This window comes from Modestobacter sp. VKM Ac-2985, assembly GCF_026967925.1.
In the GTDB taxonomy this organism is placed as follows: Bacteria; Actinomycetota; Actinomycetes; order Mycobacteriales; family Geodermatophilaceae; genus Modestobacter.
Genome location: NZ_JAPVBI010000003.1, coordinates 221,396 through 235,459 on the forward strand (window position 1 = coordinate 221,396; position 14,064 = coordinate 235,459).

The following is a 14,064-nucleotide window of genomic DNA, read 5'->3' on the forward strand; positions in this document are numbered from 1 at the left end:
GTGTGACCGCAGTGATCTCGGTGTCCGGTCTGGTGAAGACGTTCGGCCGCGCCCGCGCCCTCGACGGGTTGGACCTGGAGGTGCGGGCCGGAGAGGTGCACGGTTTCCTCGGTCCGAACGGGTCGGGGAAGTCCACGACCATCCGGGTCCTGCTGGGGATGCTGAGACCTGACGCCGGCCACGTCCAGCTGCTGGGCGGGGACCCCTGGCGGGACGCCGTCGCGCTGCACCGGCGGCTGGCCTACGTGCCCGGCGACGTCACGCTGTGGCCGACGATCAGCGGCGGTGAGGTCATCGACCTGCTCAGCCGGCTGCGCGGCGGCACCGACGCCCGACGGAGGGCCGAGCTGCTGGAGCGCTTCGACCTCGACCCACGGAAGAAGGCGCGGACCTACTCGAAGGGGAACCGGCAGAAGGTGGCCCTGGTCGCCGCTCTCGCCAGCGACGTGGAGCTCCTGGTCCTCGACGAACCCACCTCGGGCCTGGACCCGATCATGGAGGCCACCTTCCAGGCCTGCATCCACGAGGCCCGAGCCGAGGGGCGCACCGTGTTGCTGTCCAGCCACGTCCTGGCCGAGGCGGAGGCGCTGTGCGACCGGTTGTCGATCATCCGACTCGGCCGCACCGTGCAGAGCGGCACGCTCGGCGAGCTCCGCACGCTGACCCGCACGTCGGTCACCGCCGAGACCGTGCGCCCGGTGGACGGGCTGGCCGGCCTCCCCGGGGTGCACGGTCTCGTCCGGAGCGACGGCCGGGTGAGCTTCGACGTCGACGGTGAGCACCTCGACCTGGCGGTCCGGCGGCTGACCGAGGCCGGGTTGCGCAGCCTGGTCAGCGCCCCGCCGACGCTGGAGGAGCTGTTCCTGCGGCAGTACGGCGACGAGCTGACCGCCGACGACGGCGGTCGGGCGGGGAGCGGGCCGGCATGACCGGCACACTGGTCGGTGCTGGCGTCCTGTTCCGGTTCGCCCTGCGGAGGGACCGGCTCCGGCTGCCTGTCTGGCTGCTGGCCGGCGGAGCCCTGGTGGCCACCCAGTCCACGTCCAACCAGACCTTCTACCGCACGCCGGAGTCGCTGGCGGCCTACCGCGCGTCGGCCGGCAGCAACGCGGCGAGCATCGCCTTCTCCGGGCCGCCGGTGGGGCTGGACACCGTGGCCGGGACCGTCGCCTTCGAGATCTCCAGCACGCTGGTGCTGCTGACCGTCCTGATGGCCATGTTCACCACCGTGCGGCACACCCGCGCCGACGAGGAGAGCGGCCGGACCGAGCTCCTGAGGTCGACGCAGGTCGGGCGGCACGCACCCCTGGCGGCAGCCACGCTGCTCTCGGTGCTGGCCTGTGGCGCGATGGCGGTCGCGATCGCAGCCGGAGCCGCCCTGACCGGTCTGGCCGTCCCCGGATCGGTGCTGCTCGGCGCCGGCACGGCCTCGGTCGGGCTGGTCTTCGTCGGCGTCACCGCGGTCTGCGCCCAGCTGACCGGCGTCACCCGCGGCGTGTACGGCCTGGTGGGCGGGCTGCTCGGGGTCGCGTTCGTGGTCCGGGCGGTCGGGGACGTCACCGGCAACGGGCTGTCCTGGGCCTCACCGATCGGCTGGGCGCAGGCCACCCATCCGTGGTCGGCCGACCGCTGGTGGCCGCTGTTGCTGACGCTGGCCGCCACACCGCTCCTGCTGCTGACCGCACGCCGACTGCTCGACCGGCGCGACCTGGGCGCCGGTCTGCTGCAGCCACGACCCGGCGCGGCCACCGCCCCGCGGGCGCTGTCCAGCCCGCTCGGGCTGGCCTGGCGGCTGCACCGCGCCGCACTGCTGGCCTGGGCCATGGGGGTCGCCCTGCTCGGGTTCGTCTACGGCGGACTCGCTGAGTCGGTGGAGACCCTGATCGGCGACAACCCCGATGCCCAGGTCTTCCTCGGCGCCAGCTCCACCGCCGACCTGGTCGATGCCTACCTCGGCGTCACGTTCCGGGTGACCGCCCTGCTGGTGGCCGGCTACGCCGTCTCGGCGACCTGTCGGGCACGCGCCGAGGAGACCTCCGGGCGGGCAGAGCCGGTGCTCACCGCCGGGGTCAGCCGGACCCGCTGGCTGGGCAGCCACCTCACGGTGGCCCTCGCCGGTGCCACGACGCTGCTCGCGCTGGGCGGGCTGGCCACCGGGATCAGCCGTGCTCTGGTCACCGGGGACGCCGCGGACGTGCTCCGCCTGACCGGCGCTGCGCTGGCCCACGCCCCCGGGGTCTGGGTGGTGGCAGGGCTGGCCGCAGCGCTGATCGGCGCAGCGCCCTCCGCGGCAGTGCCGGCCGCCTGGTCCGTCTTCGGACTCCTGCTGGTGGTCACGATGTTCGCGGAGCCCTTCGACTGGCCGGGCTGGATCAGCGACCTGTCACCGTTCGCCCAGACTCCCGCCGTGCCGGCCGAGGCCTGGGCGGTGGCCCCGCTCCTCGTGCTGGGCACGCTGGCCGGGGTCCTGGTCGCCGTGGGCCTCGCCGCGTTCCGGCGGCGCGACATCGAGACGGCGTGAGGGTCACCGGCGCCGGCTGAACGGCCACCAGCGGCGCCGGGGGGCCGTTCCTGGGGCCGTCGCCCGACGACCTCCGGCGGGAGCCGCGGGCGGCGCCTCGCTCGGGGGCACTGCAGACGCGGTGTGGCCCCCGGAGTGGTGGGCCCCGGAGTGGTGGGCCTCGCGGGTACGGGACTCGGCGAGGTAGTGCTGCACCGCGCCGGGCGTCCCCCGGTGGCCGCGAGCCGCGACGTCGTGCCGGGCCTCCCACTCGGCGGCCACCTTCTCCGCCGGCGACATGGCCAGCGGATCGGGAGCCGGGTGCCGTCGCGGGTCCTGTGGGCCGGAGCCCTCCGATGCGGTCACGGTGTCCCCTCCTCGAGGGATGCGGGTGGCTGTGCCGTCCACGGTCGGCCGAGGACCGCCCCCGGGGCGAGGGCGGTACGGCTCGGGGATCGAGGACCAAAGCCCTCGCCCGGGAGGCGGCCCCCGCCCGCACGATCGACGTCAGGGCCGGTCCCGGCCACGTCTGCACCCAGGAGCACCGATGCGCACGCACTCCCCTTCCGTCGTGGCCGGGGTGGACGGCTCGGAGCCGGCTGCCGCCGCCGCCCGCGCCGCAGCTCTCGAGGCCGACCGCCGCAGGCTCCCCCTGCGCCTGGTCCGCGCGTTCCACTGGCCGGCCGGTGACCTGCCCGGACTGCCCGATGCCCACCAGGCGTGCGCCGCCGCCCGGCGCTCGGCGAACGCGGACCTGGAACGGCTGCGGCGCGGCCTCGTCTCCCACCTGCCCGAGTGGGCGATCAGCGTCGAGCTGCTCGACGGTCGACCGGAGACGGCGCTGTGCCGGACCACGCAGCCGGGCGACCTGCTCGTGGTCGGCGCGAGCGGCCTGACCTGGGGCGCCGGCGACGTGCTCGGGTCCGTGGCCGAGGCGGTCGCGGCCACGGCCAGCTGCCCGGTGCTGGTGCACCGCAGCCCGGACCCCCTCGGCCGCCGTCGCGCCGGTGTGGTGGTCGGCGTCGACGGGGCGGCCGGCACCCGCGAGGTGCTCGACGCGGCGGCGACCGAGGCGCAACTGCGCGGGGAACCGCTGCACGTCGTGCACGCCTGGCGCCAGCTGACGGAGGACGCCGTCCACCCGCTGCGCTGGAGGCTCGACGCCCAGGCCGGCACCGATGCCGGGTCCGCGGCGGTGGCGCCCCACGTGGCCGAGCTCCGGCGGCGTCACCCGGATCTCACGGTCGACACGGAGGTCCGGCGCGGGCGCGTCGGTCAGGTCCTCGTCGAGGCCACCGCGAGCACCTCGTTGCTCGTCGTGGGCCGCCGGGACATCGCCGACGGTGGCCCCGGCGCCACCGTCCACTCCGTCCTGCACCGGGTCGAGGTGCCCGTCCTCACCGTGCCGGTGCCGGCCCCCGCAGGTCGCCCGGCGGGGTCACCCGGCCGCTCGGTGGCGTCCGTGGCCGGCCCGCTCGGGGGCTGAGGCGATCCGGTGCGCGGACGTCGGTCGGGTCCTTCGTCCCCGGCCGGGAGGACCGGTGGCCCGCGCGGACGGGCGGCGTGGTGCGGAGGCTCGGGTCACGAGGAACCCACGGAGGCAGCGATGAACGGCTGGACGACACCCGGTCCGACGGCGGCGCTCGACGAGCGCATGCAGGCGCTGGAGGACGCTGCCGACGCCGCGATGCTCGCGCCCTCGGTGCACGGCAGTCAGCCCTGGACCCTCGTGCTGCACCGGGACCGGATCGAGCTCCGGGCCGACCGGTCCCGCCAGCTGCGCAGCCTGGACGCGCCCGGCCGTGAGCTCACGCTGAGCCTGGGGGCCGCGCTGCTCAACATCCGGGTGGCGCTCGCGGCCCGGGGCTGGGCCGTGGACGTGGCTCGCTTTCCCGAGCCGGCCGACCCGGACCGAGCTGCCGTGGTGCGGCCGGGTCCCGGAGCTCCCGAGACCGGCCTCCCGCAGCTGGCCGGTGCCGTGGAGGAGCGGCGGACCAACCGCCGCGGCTTCCTCGACGAGGAGGTCCCGGACGAACTGCTCGCCCACCTCGGCGCCGTCGCCGCGGCGGAGGACGCCGTCCTGGTGCCCGTGCTCTCCGACGAGCACCGCCGGCTCGTCGCCCGGCTCACCCGCGAGGCCGACGCCCTGCAGGCCGACGACCCCACCTGCATCGCCGACCGGGCACGCTGGCGGGCCACGCACAGCGCGCCCGGCAACCGCACGTCGGAGCCCGATCGGTTCACGGTCGACAGCGAGAGCGGGCAGGATCGGACCTTCGTGGTCCTGGCCACGAGGGCCGACGACCCGCTCGCCTGGCTGCGCGCCGGCGAGGCGCTGGAGCGGGTGCTGCTCACCGTGCACCGGCTGGGCTGGCGGGCCAGTCCGATGAGCCAGGTGATCGAGGTGCCGACCACCCGAGCCGCCCTCCGCTCGGCGCTGAGCTGGGAGGACCACCCCCAGGTGCTGGTGCGCCTCGGGTACGCCGCGGGCGCGATTGCGCCCCGGCGGCTGCGGCACGACGTCGTCCGCAACAGCCTCCGGCCGCCCGGGGCCGCCGTCCGGGACGGGGGACGGAGCCTAGCCCGGACGCCGGGCGGCGCCGGACCCCGACCGGTCTCCGACGGACGAGGAGGGACGACGTGGACATGACCAGCCGCTTCCCACCGATCGTCGTGGGCGTGGACGGGTCCGGCCCGGCCGCCGCCGCCGCCGGCGCCGCCGCCGAGGAGGCCCGCCGGCGGCTGCTCCCCCTGCGCCTGGTGCGGGTGCTCCCCGGCTCCCAGGCCAGCGAGCCAGGCCCCTCGCCCCGGCAACCGGTCCAGCTGGGTCCACGTCGCGCCGCCGTCACCGAGCTCACGGCGCTGCGCCGCTCCCTCGCCCACCACCTCCCGGGCGGCCGGATCGGTGCCGCGATCGCCACGGGCCCTCCGGTGTGGGTGCTCCTGCGCGAGGCGGCGTCAGCCGAGCTGCTCGTCCTGGGTGCCTCCGGTGCCGACCATCCCGGACCGCACGTCGGGGCGGTGACCAGCGCGGTGGCCCAGCGGTCCCCCTGCCCGGTGCTCGTGGTCCCCCCCGGGCCACCCGCGCCGGCTGCCGCGCCGGTGGTGGTCGTGGTGGACGGCGGGCCGGGTACCCAGCGGCTGCTGTCCGCAGCGGTCCTCCAGGCGTCCACCCGCAGCACCTGCCTCGACGTCGTCCCCTGGTCATGCGCCGCGGACGACGCGCCCCCGGACCTGACGACGCTGCTCCGGGACGTGGCCCGGACACACCCGGCCGTCTCTGTCCGGCTGCGCGATCCGGTGGGCCCGGACCCTGCGGCGCTGACCGGGGCCGCCCGCGGTGCCGCACTGCTCGTCGTGGGCCGCCGTGACCAGGAGGGGACGCCGGACTCCCCTGCCGTGCGGCCGGTGCTGGCGGCGGCACCGACGTCGGTGCTGGTCGTCCCCCTCGCCCCGACGACCGTGACCGGACCCGCGCCGATCCGCGCCCTGCACGTGCCGGTGGTGCAGTCCTGACCGCCGAGCCCGGACGGCGGGGCGACATGCCGAGGGGGAGCGCCGGACCCACGGGAGCGCGGGCCGGCAGGGCTGTTGCCCGGCGACCGGTGCTGCGATGCTCGCGGTCATGGACCCGCCACCCGGACCAGCGCGCGCGGCCGGCGACGACCGGGCCGACTCACCGCTGGCCGGCATGCGGTTGACCGAGCTGCTCGGCGAGGTCCAGGAACGGCTGCAGACGGTCGCCCGCACCCAGGAGCGCGTCCAAGACCTGCTGGACGCCTTCCTCAGCGTCTCCGCCGGCCTGGACCTGGACACCACGCTCCGCCAGATCGTCGACGCCGCGACCCGGCTGGTCGACGCCCAGTACGGCGCGCTCGGGGTCCTCGCCCCGGCGGGCGGGCTGGGCGCGTTCATCACGGTCGGCATCGACGACGAGCAGCGCGCCCGGATGGGCCACCTGCCCGAGGGGAAGGGGGTGCTGGGCCAGCTGATCACCGACCCGCACCCACTGCGCATCGCAGAGCTGAGCGGGCATCCCGCATCGGTCGGCTTCCCCCCGGGGCACCCCCCGATGCGAACCTTCCTCGGCGTGCCCGTGCTGGTCCGCGGCACGGTGTACGGCAACCTCTACATGACCGAGAAGCGCGGCGGCGGCCAGTTCACCGCCGAGGACGACGCCGTGCTGGTCGCCCTGGCCGGAGCCGCCGGCATCGCGATCGACAACGCCCGGCTCTACGAGGAGGGCGAGCTCCGGCGCCGGTGGCTGGCCGCGGTCGGGGACGTCCGGTCGATGCTGTTGAGCGGCATGGCCCCCGACGACGCTCTGGAACTCGTGGTGCGGCGCGTCGCCGACCTCACCGAGGCCGACGGCGCGTGGCTGGTGCGGGGTCCGCACCCGGCGGACGGCACCTACGAGGTCCGGGCCCAGACCGGGGACGGGCTGGTCGACATCACCGGCCGGCACTTGCACCCGAACGACGCACCGGCGCTGCTGGCCGTCGTCTCCTCCGGGACCGTGGCGACCCTCGACATGGCCGGCCTCCCCTACGACGGGCCGAACGGGCACGTGCCCTGGGGGCACACGATCGGGGTGCCATTGCGCGCGACCGACTCCCAGGCGGCTGTGGTGATCGCCGCCCGACGCGGCGGCGAGCCGCCCTTCGAGCCGGCGGTGGGCCCGCTGATCAGCGAGTTCGCCGACCAGGTGGCGCTCGCCCTGGACATGGCGGCCCGCCAGCAGGTCGCCCGGCGGCTGGACGTCTACGAGGACCGGGACCGGATCGCCCGCGACCTGCACGACCACGTCATCCAGCGGCTGTTCGCCGCCGGCCTCAGCCTGCAGGCCGCAGCCACCCGGGTGCCGGACGACCTCGTCGGGCAACGGCTGCGTCAGGTGGTCGACCAGCTCGACGAGACCGTCCGCGACATCCGCACCACCATCTTCGACCTGCACACCACCGACGGCGCCGACCACTCCGAGAGCCTGCGCCGGCAGGTGCTGGACGTCGTGACCGAGACCGCCGGCGAGCACCTGCGGTCGACCGTGCGGATGTCCGGCGCCGTCGACAGCCTCGTCACCGGTGACCTGGCCCTCGACGTCACCGCGGTCGTCCGCGAGGGGGTCAGCAACGCCGCCCGGCACGCCGGCGCCGGCACGTCACGGTCACCGTGGACGTCGCCGACGCCGTCATCGTCGAGGTCCGCGACGACGGCCGCGGCATCGACCCCACCGTGGCCCGCAGCGGCCTGCGCAACCTGGCCGAACGAGCCCGGCGGCGGGGCGGGGACTCGGTCGCCCAGCCGCTGCCTGAGGGCGGCACGCTGCTGCGCTGGCACGCCCCCCTGCCGATACGCGACGACTGACGAGGGGGCCGGAGCCCCGGGTGTCAGGCGCTGGTGGGGGACGGACCCGAGCCCCTCTGCTCGGTGGCCAGAATCGCCGCCTGGGTCCGCCGCTCCAGCCCCAGCTTCGCCAGCAGGTGGGACACGTAGTTCTTGATCGTCTTCTCGGCCAGGAACATCCGCTCGCCGATCTGCCGGTTGGTCAGCCCCTCCCCGATCAACTCCAGCACCGTGCGCTCCTGGTCACTGAGGGAGGCCAGCGGGCCTGCCGGCTCGGCCGCTCGGCGCATCCGTCTCAGCACCGCGGCGGTGGCCATGGGGTCGAGGAGGGAACCGCCGGCTGCCACGGTGCGCACCGCGCTGACCAGGTCCTGGCCCAGGATCTGCTTCAGCAGGTAGCCCGAGGCGCCGGCCATGATGGCGTCGAAGAGGGCCTCGTCGTCGCTGTAGCTGGTCAGCATGAGGACCTTGAGGTCCGGCATCTTGGAGCGGAGCTCCCGGCAGACGTCGACCCCGCTGCCATCGGGCAGCCGCACGTCCAGGACGGCGACGTCCGGCCGGAGGGCGGGCACCCGGGCCAGCGCGCCGGACGCGTCCTTCGCCTCGCCCACGACCGTGATGCCCGGGTCGGTCTCCAGCACGTCGGCGACACCGCGCCGGACGATCTCGTGGTCGTCGAGCAGGAACACCCGGATCGCCGGTCCGGCATCGTCGGTGGTGGTCACAGGCGCACCCGTCCTCCTGGCCGCGTGCGCGGCCGCGACGTCGCCCAGAGCCTGCTGGGCGTCCAGGACCGACAGTAGGTGCCGACCGGCACCACCGGATCGGGGTCGAAGGTCCCGACCCGGTGGTGCCACCGTCCCGCGGCCCCGGCACGGGACCTGGGTCCCGCGGCGAGAGGACGAGTGACCGCGGTGGAGCGGTGGTGCGCGACCGACGCTGGGACCGATGCCCGCGACTGGTGCCGGTGCCGCGTGCAGCCGGTGGAGGAGGACCGATGACGCACTCACCCGAGGGCTGGTGGCTGGACGAGGACGAGCACGGGGTGACCGCGCGGAGGGAGCACCGAGCGGTGGCGCACGTGGAGGTGGCGGACGAGGGGGCCACCGTCCAGCTGGTCTTCTGGCTCGACGAGGGGCTCCCCCGGCAGCTGGGGACCGCTCTCGCCCGGCGGGCCTTCGCGCGGCCCGCGCTGGGCACCCGACGGCCGGTGGCAGTGGCGCTCCCGCACCGGGAGACGGACCTGCTGCAGGAGGTGCGGGCCCACGTCGCCGAGGCGCACACGCACGTCGCGGGCACCACCTGCCTGGTCGACGGCCGGATGCGCTGAGTCCACCCGGGCGACCGGCGTAGACCGCTTGACCGCGGGGACGCAGCTCCGGTCAGCCGCGGCCCGAAGGGCGCCCGAGATGGCGACCAAGGTCCCTGCCCCGAACCGGCCCCCCGCGCGACGGTGGAGCCGCGCACACCCACCAGGAGGAGGAACGATGAGCACGCTGCAGCACCGCGACGAGGAGCCCACCGCCGTCATGTCCCCGTTCGCACGGCTCGACCGGGTCTTCGAGGAGTGGATGCGGACGATGCCGATGCGCCGCGCGTTCGGCATGACCTGGGAGCCGCAGGGCGAGGACGTGATCAGCGTCGACGAGTACCGCGCCAAGGGCTGAACCGATCCGCTGCGGTCCGGTCGGGCGACCGGGCGGACCGCGGCACACCGTGCACGCATCTCCCAGGAGTCCGCCATGACCAGCTCCCCTGCCTCCCGCCCGAGGATCGTCGTCGGTGTCGACGGGTCCCCCTCCTCCACCCAGGCGCTGCGCTGGGCGCTCAGCCAGGCGGCGCTCGCCGGCGGTGAGGTGCACGCCGTCAGCGTCTGGCACCTGCCCACGACGGCCGGGTGGGAGACCGTGCTGGACGCTGTCGACTGGGCGGGCAACGCCCGCCTCGCGCTGGACACCGCCCTGGCGGCCGCCGCGCCCGACGGCGCACCGCAGGTGAACCGGCACGTCGTCGAGGGTCATCCCGCCAGGGCGCTGGTCGAGGCGGCCGCCGACGCCGACCTGTTGGTGGTCGGCAACCGGGGGCGCGGCGCCTTTTCCGGGATGCTGCTGGGCTCGGTCGGGCTCCACGTGCTGGCCCACGCCCCGTGCCCGGTCGTCGTGGTGCACGGCGATCGGCTGCCCAGCGGGCACGAGACGGCCGCCGCGACCACGGCCGCCCGGTGAACGGGCGCTCGCGCCTGGGCCAGATCGGGCGTCGCCGTGGCGGGCACGCGCGACGATGGCAGGACCTGACCGCCGGCCAGCAGACCGCCGTCCTCGTGCTCGGCTCCGTGCAGCTCTCCCTCGCGGCGTCGGCGTGGGCGGACCTCGCCACCAGCCCCGCCGAGCAGGTCACCGGCAGCAAGCTGCGCTGGGCGCTGCTGATCGCCGTGAACTGGGTCGGTCCGCTCTCCTGGTTCCGCTGGGGTCGCCGCGACCGCCGGGCGGCCACCAGGTGAGGGACGCCCGGCAGGTGCCGGCCGCCGCCCGGCGCGTCCGGGAGGAGTGGGACCGGCTGTCCATCGGGAGGACGGCGACAGAGGGCTTCGACCCTGGGATGCTCGCCGGGCTCCCGGAACCGGCCCGCCGCTGGCTCGGTCATGCCATCGCTCCGGGCACGCCGCTGTGGGAGACCGTCGAGCTGCGCATGGAGGGGCAGATCCGGCTGGGCAGCTGGCGGCCGTTCAGCGCCCGGCAGGTGCTCACCCCGCCATCGGGGTTCATCTGGGCGGCGCGGGCGCGGGTCGCCGGCCTGCCGGTGACCGGCTACGACCGGTACAGCGGGGCCACCGGGGAGATGCGGTGGCGGTTGCTCGGTGTGCTCCCGGTGCTGTCCGCCAGCGGCCCGGACGTGTCCCGGAGCGCCGCCGGCCGGCTGGCGGGGGAAGCCGTCCTCCTGCCGACGGTCTTCCGGCACGCCGACTGGACAGCGGGTGACGAGCCCGACACGACGGTCATGTGCTGGCGACTGGCCGGATCGGACGAGCGCACCACGCTGCGCATCGGCGCCGACGGACGCCTGCTGGACGCCGTGCTGCAGCGCTGGGGCAACCCGGGCGGCGCCCCGTACGGCCGCCACCCCTTCGGCGTCGCCGTCGAGGCCGAGGCGACCTTCGGTGGCATCACCCTCCCGTCGGTGCTGCGCGCCGGCTGGTGGTGGGGCACCGACCGGGCCGCCGAGGGGGAGTTCTTCCGGGCCCGCATCACCTCCGCCACCTTCTCCTGACCTGTCGTGCGACCACTCCCCGGGGATCAAGGGCCCGACGGGTCCGCCCGCACCGGGGAGTCCGAGGCGGTGGCGAAGGACCCGGTTGCGCCGGCTCGGCCGGCCAGGCGTCGGGCAGCCCTACGTGACCAAGGGCTCTCCTCGGCACGGTCGTCGGTCCGGTCGTCCCGGGGTCGTTGTGCAGCATCGCCGGCAGCGCCCCCCGGCGAGGCTGGACGCGTCCCTTCCCGACCTCTCGTGAGGTGAGATCCGTGCACACCACCACTCGCAACATCGTCGCGACCGTGCTCGTCGCGTTGATCCTGGTGCCCTACATCGGCTACCTCGTCGCTGATGAGATGCCGTTCATCAAGGACCCCCGCGGCATGGCGGCCACCGGCCTGGTCCTCGGCATCGCCGCCGTGCTCGTCGCCGGCCGCGACGTGTTCGCGGCCGGACCACGTCACCGCGCGGCCCTGGCCAGCGGCGTGGTCGCCCTGGCGCTCGGCATCGCCGCGCTGTGGGCCGAGACCAACGAGACCCTCCTCGCGGCGTTCATGGCCGCCATCGTGGTGACCTGGGCCCTGGGCGAGCTCGCGGCCGGGCAGGCGGAGCACCGCGACCAGCAGGTCGTGGGCCGGTACAGCTGACGGGCCGGCCCACCTCCATCCACGCCGCCGGACGGCGGACCCGCGTGGCGGGCCACCGTCCGGCGGACACGGGCACCCGGGCCGCCGGAACCGCCGCCCGGGCTGTCGTCGCCCCCTCCGGAGCCTCGGGGCGACGCCTCCCCCGCCCCACCTCGAAACGGAGATCGCCATGGACGCCGCCGTCGTGCTCCCCGGACACGTCCCCGCCCGGATCGTCACCCGGTTCAGGGGCGACCGGCGATGAGGAGGACAGCGCTGCGCCGGTTGCCCGGCCTGGTGGCCGCCGTCGGCGCAGCCGTGGCGGCGACCGGCGTGCTCCGCCGTCCGACGGGAGAGCCCTTGCAGGTCGTGACGCCGCGGGGGCAGACCGTCCAGCTGGCCGGGGACGGGCTGTACCGCTTCGACACCGTCTTCACCGCGGCCGGCAACACCGGCGTCGACGCCGTCGTCCTCACCCTGGGTGTCCCGCTGCTGCTGGCCTCCTGGCTGCACCACCTGCGGGGCTCACCGCGCGGCAGCCTGCTGCTGACCGGTGCGCTGGGCCACCTGGCCTACGTCTCGGCCAACCAGGCGCTCGGGGTCGCCTACAACCCGCTGTACCTGGCCTATGTCGCACTGCTCTCCGCGAGCCTCGTCGGCTTCGCCGCCGCACTGGCCGCGACCGACCGGGCCGCCCTGCAGGCAGTTGCCGATGACGCCGGCCTGCCCCACCGGACCCTGTCCCGGTTCCTGATCACCTCGGCTGCCGTCACCGCCCTGGTGTGGCTGCAGCCCCTCGTCAGCGCGCTGCTCCAGGGAACGGCCCCAGCGCTGTTGGACGTCTACACGACGCCGGTGACGTACTCCCTGGACCTCGCGATCGTCGTCCCGGCTGCCGCCCTCGCGGGTCTCCTCGTCCGCCGTCGCGATCCGTTCGGGTACCTGATCGCAGCACCGTTGCTGGTCACCATCGTGATGCTGCTGCCCACGATCGCGCTCAGCACCCTGTTCCAGGCGCAGGCCGGGATCACCTTCACCGCCGCCGAGGTCATCGGGCCGATCGCCGGCTTCACCCTCCTCGGAGGCATCGGCGCCTGGCTGCTCGTCCGCCTCCTCCGCGCCGTCCCCGACGCGCCCGCCGGCCAGGAGGTGGCCGACCGTGTCCAGACGCCGGCCTGACGGACGGATCACCCCGGCGCTGCAGGGGGCCCTCGTCGCCGCCGTCGGGACCGGGTTCCTCGGCACGCGACTCCTGCACCTGCGGCGGAACTGGGGAGCCACGGCCGACGAGGTCCGCTCGACGCTGCCCGGCGACGACTTCGTCCCAGAGCCGGCGGAGCAGACCACGCTGGCGGTGTCGGTCGATGCCCCCGCCGAGCGCATCTGGGCGTGGTTGGTCCAGATCGGCCAGGACCGCGGCGGCATGTACAGCTACGACGTGCTGGAGAACCTGGTCGGCCTGGACATCCACAGCGCCCAGGAGATCCGGGACGAGTGGCAGCACCTGGCCGTCGGGGACCACGTCGTCGTGGTCCCCGAGGGCTTCGGCCCGATGCCGGACGGCTACTCGTTCACCGTCGCCCTGGCAGATCCCGGCCATGCACTGGTGCTCCGTCAGTCTCCGCCGGAGCACCCCTGGAACGGTGTCTGGTCCTTCCACGTCGCCCCTCGCCGTGACGGCGGATGCCGGCTCCTGTCCCGCATGCGCACCGAGGTCCAGCCGCAGTGGGGACGGCGGATCGCCACCCGGGTGCTGGAGCCGGTGACCCTGGTGATGACCCGCCGCATGCTCCAGGGGATCAAGGAGCGGGCCGAGCGCCCAGCTGCTGCACCCACTGCGTCGAGGGAGATGGCCCCGTGACCGGACTGACCCGGCACTCCCCGCCGCTGGCCGTCCAGGTGCGCGCCGAGGCGGCAGTGGCCGGCCAGCCGCTGACGGTCCGCCTCGCCGTCAGCCCCGCAGGACGGCGACCTTGAGCGCCCCCGAGGGCACTGGGTCGTCGAACAGGTCGTAGGCCCGCGGCACCTCGTCGCAGCCGAAGCGATGGGTGACCATGCGGCTCACGTCCAGCCGCCCGGCCCGCAGCATCGACAGCAGCAGCGGCGTCGACGTGGTGTCCACCAGGCCGGTCGTGATGGTGCTGTCCTTGATCCACAGCTCTTCCAGGTGCAGCGTCGTCGGCTTGCCGTGCACGCCGACGTTCGCGACCCGCCCGCCCGGCCGGACGACAGCGACCGCCATGTCGAACGTGGCCGGGATGCCCACCGCCTCGATCGTGACGTCGGCGCCCAGCCCACCGGTCCGTTCCCGGACCACCCCGGCCACGTCGTCGTCCGGTGGACCGC

The 14,064-nt window shown here is 75.3% G+C and carries 17 protein-coding genes; 14 read left to right on the forward strand and 3 right to left on the reverse strand.

The genetic code is table 11. From position 1 onward, the window contains the following. Positions 1-2 precede the first annotated feature (2 nt). Both O2V61_RS17100 and O2V61_RS17105 read left to right on the forward strand, forming a co-directional pair. Positions 3-929 carry an ABC transporter ATP-binding protein gene (locus O2V61_RS17100; protein ID WP_269184468.1) on the forward strand — a complete coding sequence of 309 codons (927 nt, stop codon included), beginning with the start codon at positions 3-5 and terminating at the stop codon, positions 927-929. Continuing rightward, the gene (locus O2V61_RS17105) at positions 926-2,521 is read left to right on the forward strand and encodes an ABC transporter permease (protein ID WP_269184469.1); all 1,596 of its coding nucleotides are present in this window, start codon (positions 926-928) and stop codon (positions 2,519-2,521) included. The genes O2V61_RS17100 and O2V61_RS17105 overlap by 4 nt, the downstream gene beginning before the upstream one ends. Before the next feature lie 3 nt (positions 2,522-2,524). Here the strand turns inward: O2V61_RS17105 and O2V61_RS17110 are convergent, their stop codons facing one another. Continuing rightward, complete coding sequence (locus O2V61_RS17110; protein WP_269184470.1) at positions 2,525-2,866, reverse strand: hypothetical protein; 342 nt, start codon at positions 2,864-2,866, stop codon at positions 2,525-2,527. A 181-nt stretch (positions 2,867-3,047) separates the two neighbouring features. Between O2V61_RS17110 and O2V61_RS17115 the strand changes: the two genes are divergently transcribed. The 4 genes from O2V61_RS17115 (at position 3,048) to O2V61_RS17130 (ending at position 8,000) form a co-directional block, all read left to right on the forward strand. Further along, a complete protein-coding gene (locus tag O2V61_RS17115; protein WP_269184471.1) occupies positions 3,048-3,986 on the forward strand; it encodes a universal stress protein in 939 nt (312 codons plus the stop codon). A gap of 120 nt (positions 3,987-4,106) precedes the next feature. Next, positions 4,107-5,150, forward strand: coding sequence for an Acg family FMN-binding oxidoreductase (locus O2V61_RS17120; protein WP_269184472.1), 1,044 nt, complete (start codon positions 4,107-4,109; stop codon positions 5,148-5,150). Then, positions 5,147-6,016 carry a universal stress protein gene (locus O2V61_RS17125; RefSeq protein WP_269184473.1) on the forward strand — a complete coding sequence of 290 codons (870 nt, stop codon included), beginning with the start codon at positions 5,147-5,149 and terminating at the stop codon, positions 6,014-6,016. Before O2V61_RS17120 ends, O2V61_RS17125 begins: the two co-directional genes overlap by 4 nt. 109 nt (positions 6,017-6,125) lie before the next feature. Beyond that, a complete protein-coding gene (locus O2V61_RS17130) occupies positions 6,126-8,000 on the forward strand; it encodes a GAF domain-containing sensor histidine kinase (protein ID WP_269184474.1) in 1,875 nt (624 codons plus the stop codon). Here O2V61_RS17130 and O2V61_RS17135 read toward each other — a convergent pair. Beyond that, positions 7,888-8,568, reverse strand: a complete 681-nt coding sequence (locus tag O2V61_RS17135) for a response regulator (RefSeq protein WP_269184475.1) — start codon at positions 8,566-8,568, stop codon at positions 7,888-7,890. The two genes, O2V61_RS17130 and O2V61_RS17135, sit on opposite strands and share 113 nt — an antisense overlap. Before the next feature lie 272 nt (positions 8,569-8,840). Here O2V61_RS17135 and O2V61_RS17140 point away from each other — a divergent pair, with 272 nt between their 5' ends. From O2V61_RS17140 to O2V61_RS17175, 8 genes are all read left to right on the forward strand, one after another. Further along, on the forward strand, positions 8,841-9,173 hold the full coding sequence (locus O2V61_RS17140) for a hypothetical protein (protein ID WP_269184476.1): 333 nt from the start codon (positions 8,841-8,843) through the stop codon (positions 9,171-9,173). 157 nt (positions 9,174-9,330) lie between these two features. Beyond that, the gene (locus O2V61_RS17145; RefSeq protein ID WP_269184477.1) at positions 9,331-9,510 is read left to right on the forward strand and encodes a hypothetical protein; all 180 of its coding nucleotides are present in this window, start codon (positions 9,331-9,333) and stop codon (positions 9,508-9,510) included. 75 nt (positions 9,511-9,585) lie between these two features. Next, entirely contained in the window at positions 9,586-10,068 is a 483-nt protein-coding gene (locus O2V61_RS17150; protein WP_269184478.1) for a universal stress protein, read from the forward strand. Next, entirely contained in the window at positions 10,065-10,343 is a 279-nt protein-coding gene (locus O2V61_RS17155) for a PLDc N-terminal domain-containing protein (RefSeq protein ID WP_269184479.1), read from the forward strand. Before O2V61_RS17150 ends, O2V61_RS17155 begins: the two co-directional genes overlap by 4 nt. 14 nt (positions 10,344-10,357) lie before the next feature. After that, entirely contained in the window at positions 10,358-11,110 is a 753-nt protein-coding gene (locus tag O2V61_RS17160; RefSeq protein ID WP_269184480.1) for a DUF6544 family protein, read from the forward strand. A gap of 251 nt (positions 11,111-11,361) precedes the next feature. After that, a complete protein-coding gene (locus O2V61_RS17165; protein WP_269184481.1) occupies positions 11,362-11,739 on the forward strand; it encodes a hypothetical protein in 378 nt (125 codons plus the stop codon). A 240-nt stretch (positions 11,740-11,979) separates the two neighbouring features. Then, the gene (locus O2V61_RS17170; RefSeq protein ID WP_269184482.1) at positions 11,980-12,897 is read left to right on the forward strand and encodes a hypothetical protein; all 918 of its coding nucleotides are present in this window, start codon (positions 11,980-11,982) and stop codon (positions 12,895-12,897) included. Continuing rightward, on the forward strand, positions 12,878-13,579 hold the full coding sequence (locus tag O2V61_RS17175) for a hypothetical protein (protein ID WP_269184483.1): 702 nt from the start codon (positions 12,878-12,880) through the stop codon (positions 13,577-13,579). The genes O2V61_RS17170 and O2V61_RS17175 overlap by 20 nt, the downstream gene beginning before the upstream one ends. A 90-nt stretch (positions 13,580-13,669) precedes the next feature. Here the strand turns inward: O2V61_RS17175 and O2V61_RS17180 are convergent, their stop codons facing one another. Next, a complete protein-coding gene (locus O2V61_RS17180) occupies positions 13,670-14,044 on the reverse strand; it encodes a zinc-binding dehydrogenase (protein ID WP_269184484.1) in 375 nt (124 codons plus the stop codon). Positions 14,045-14,064 lie beyond the last annotated feature (20 nt).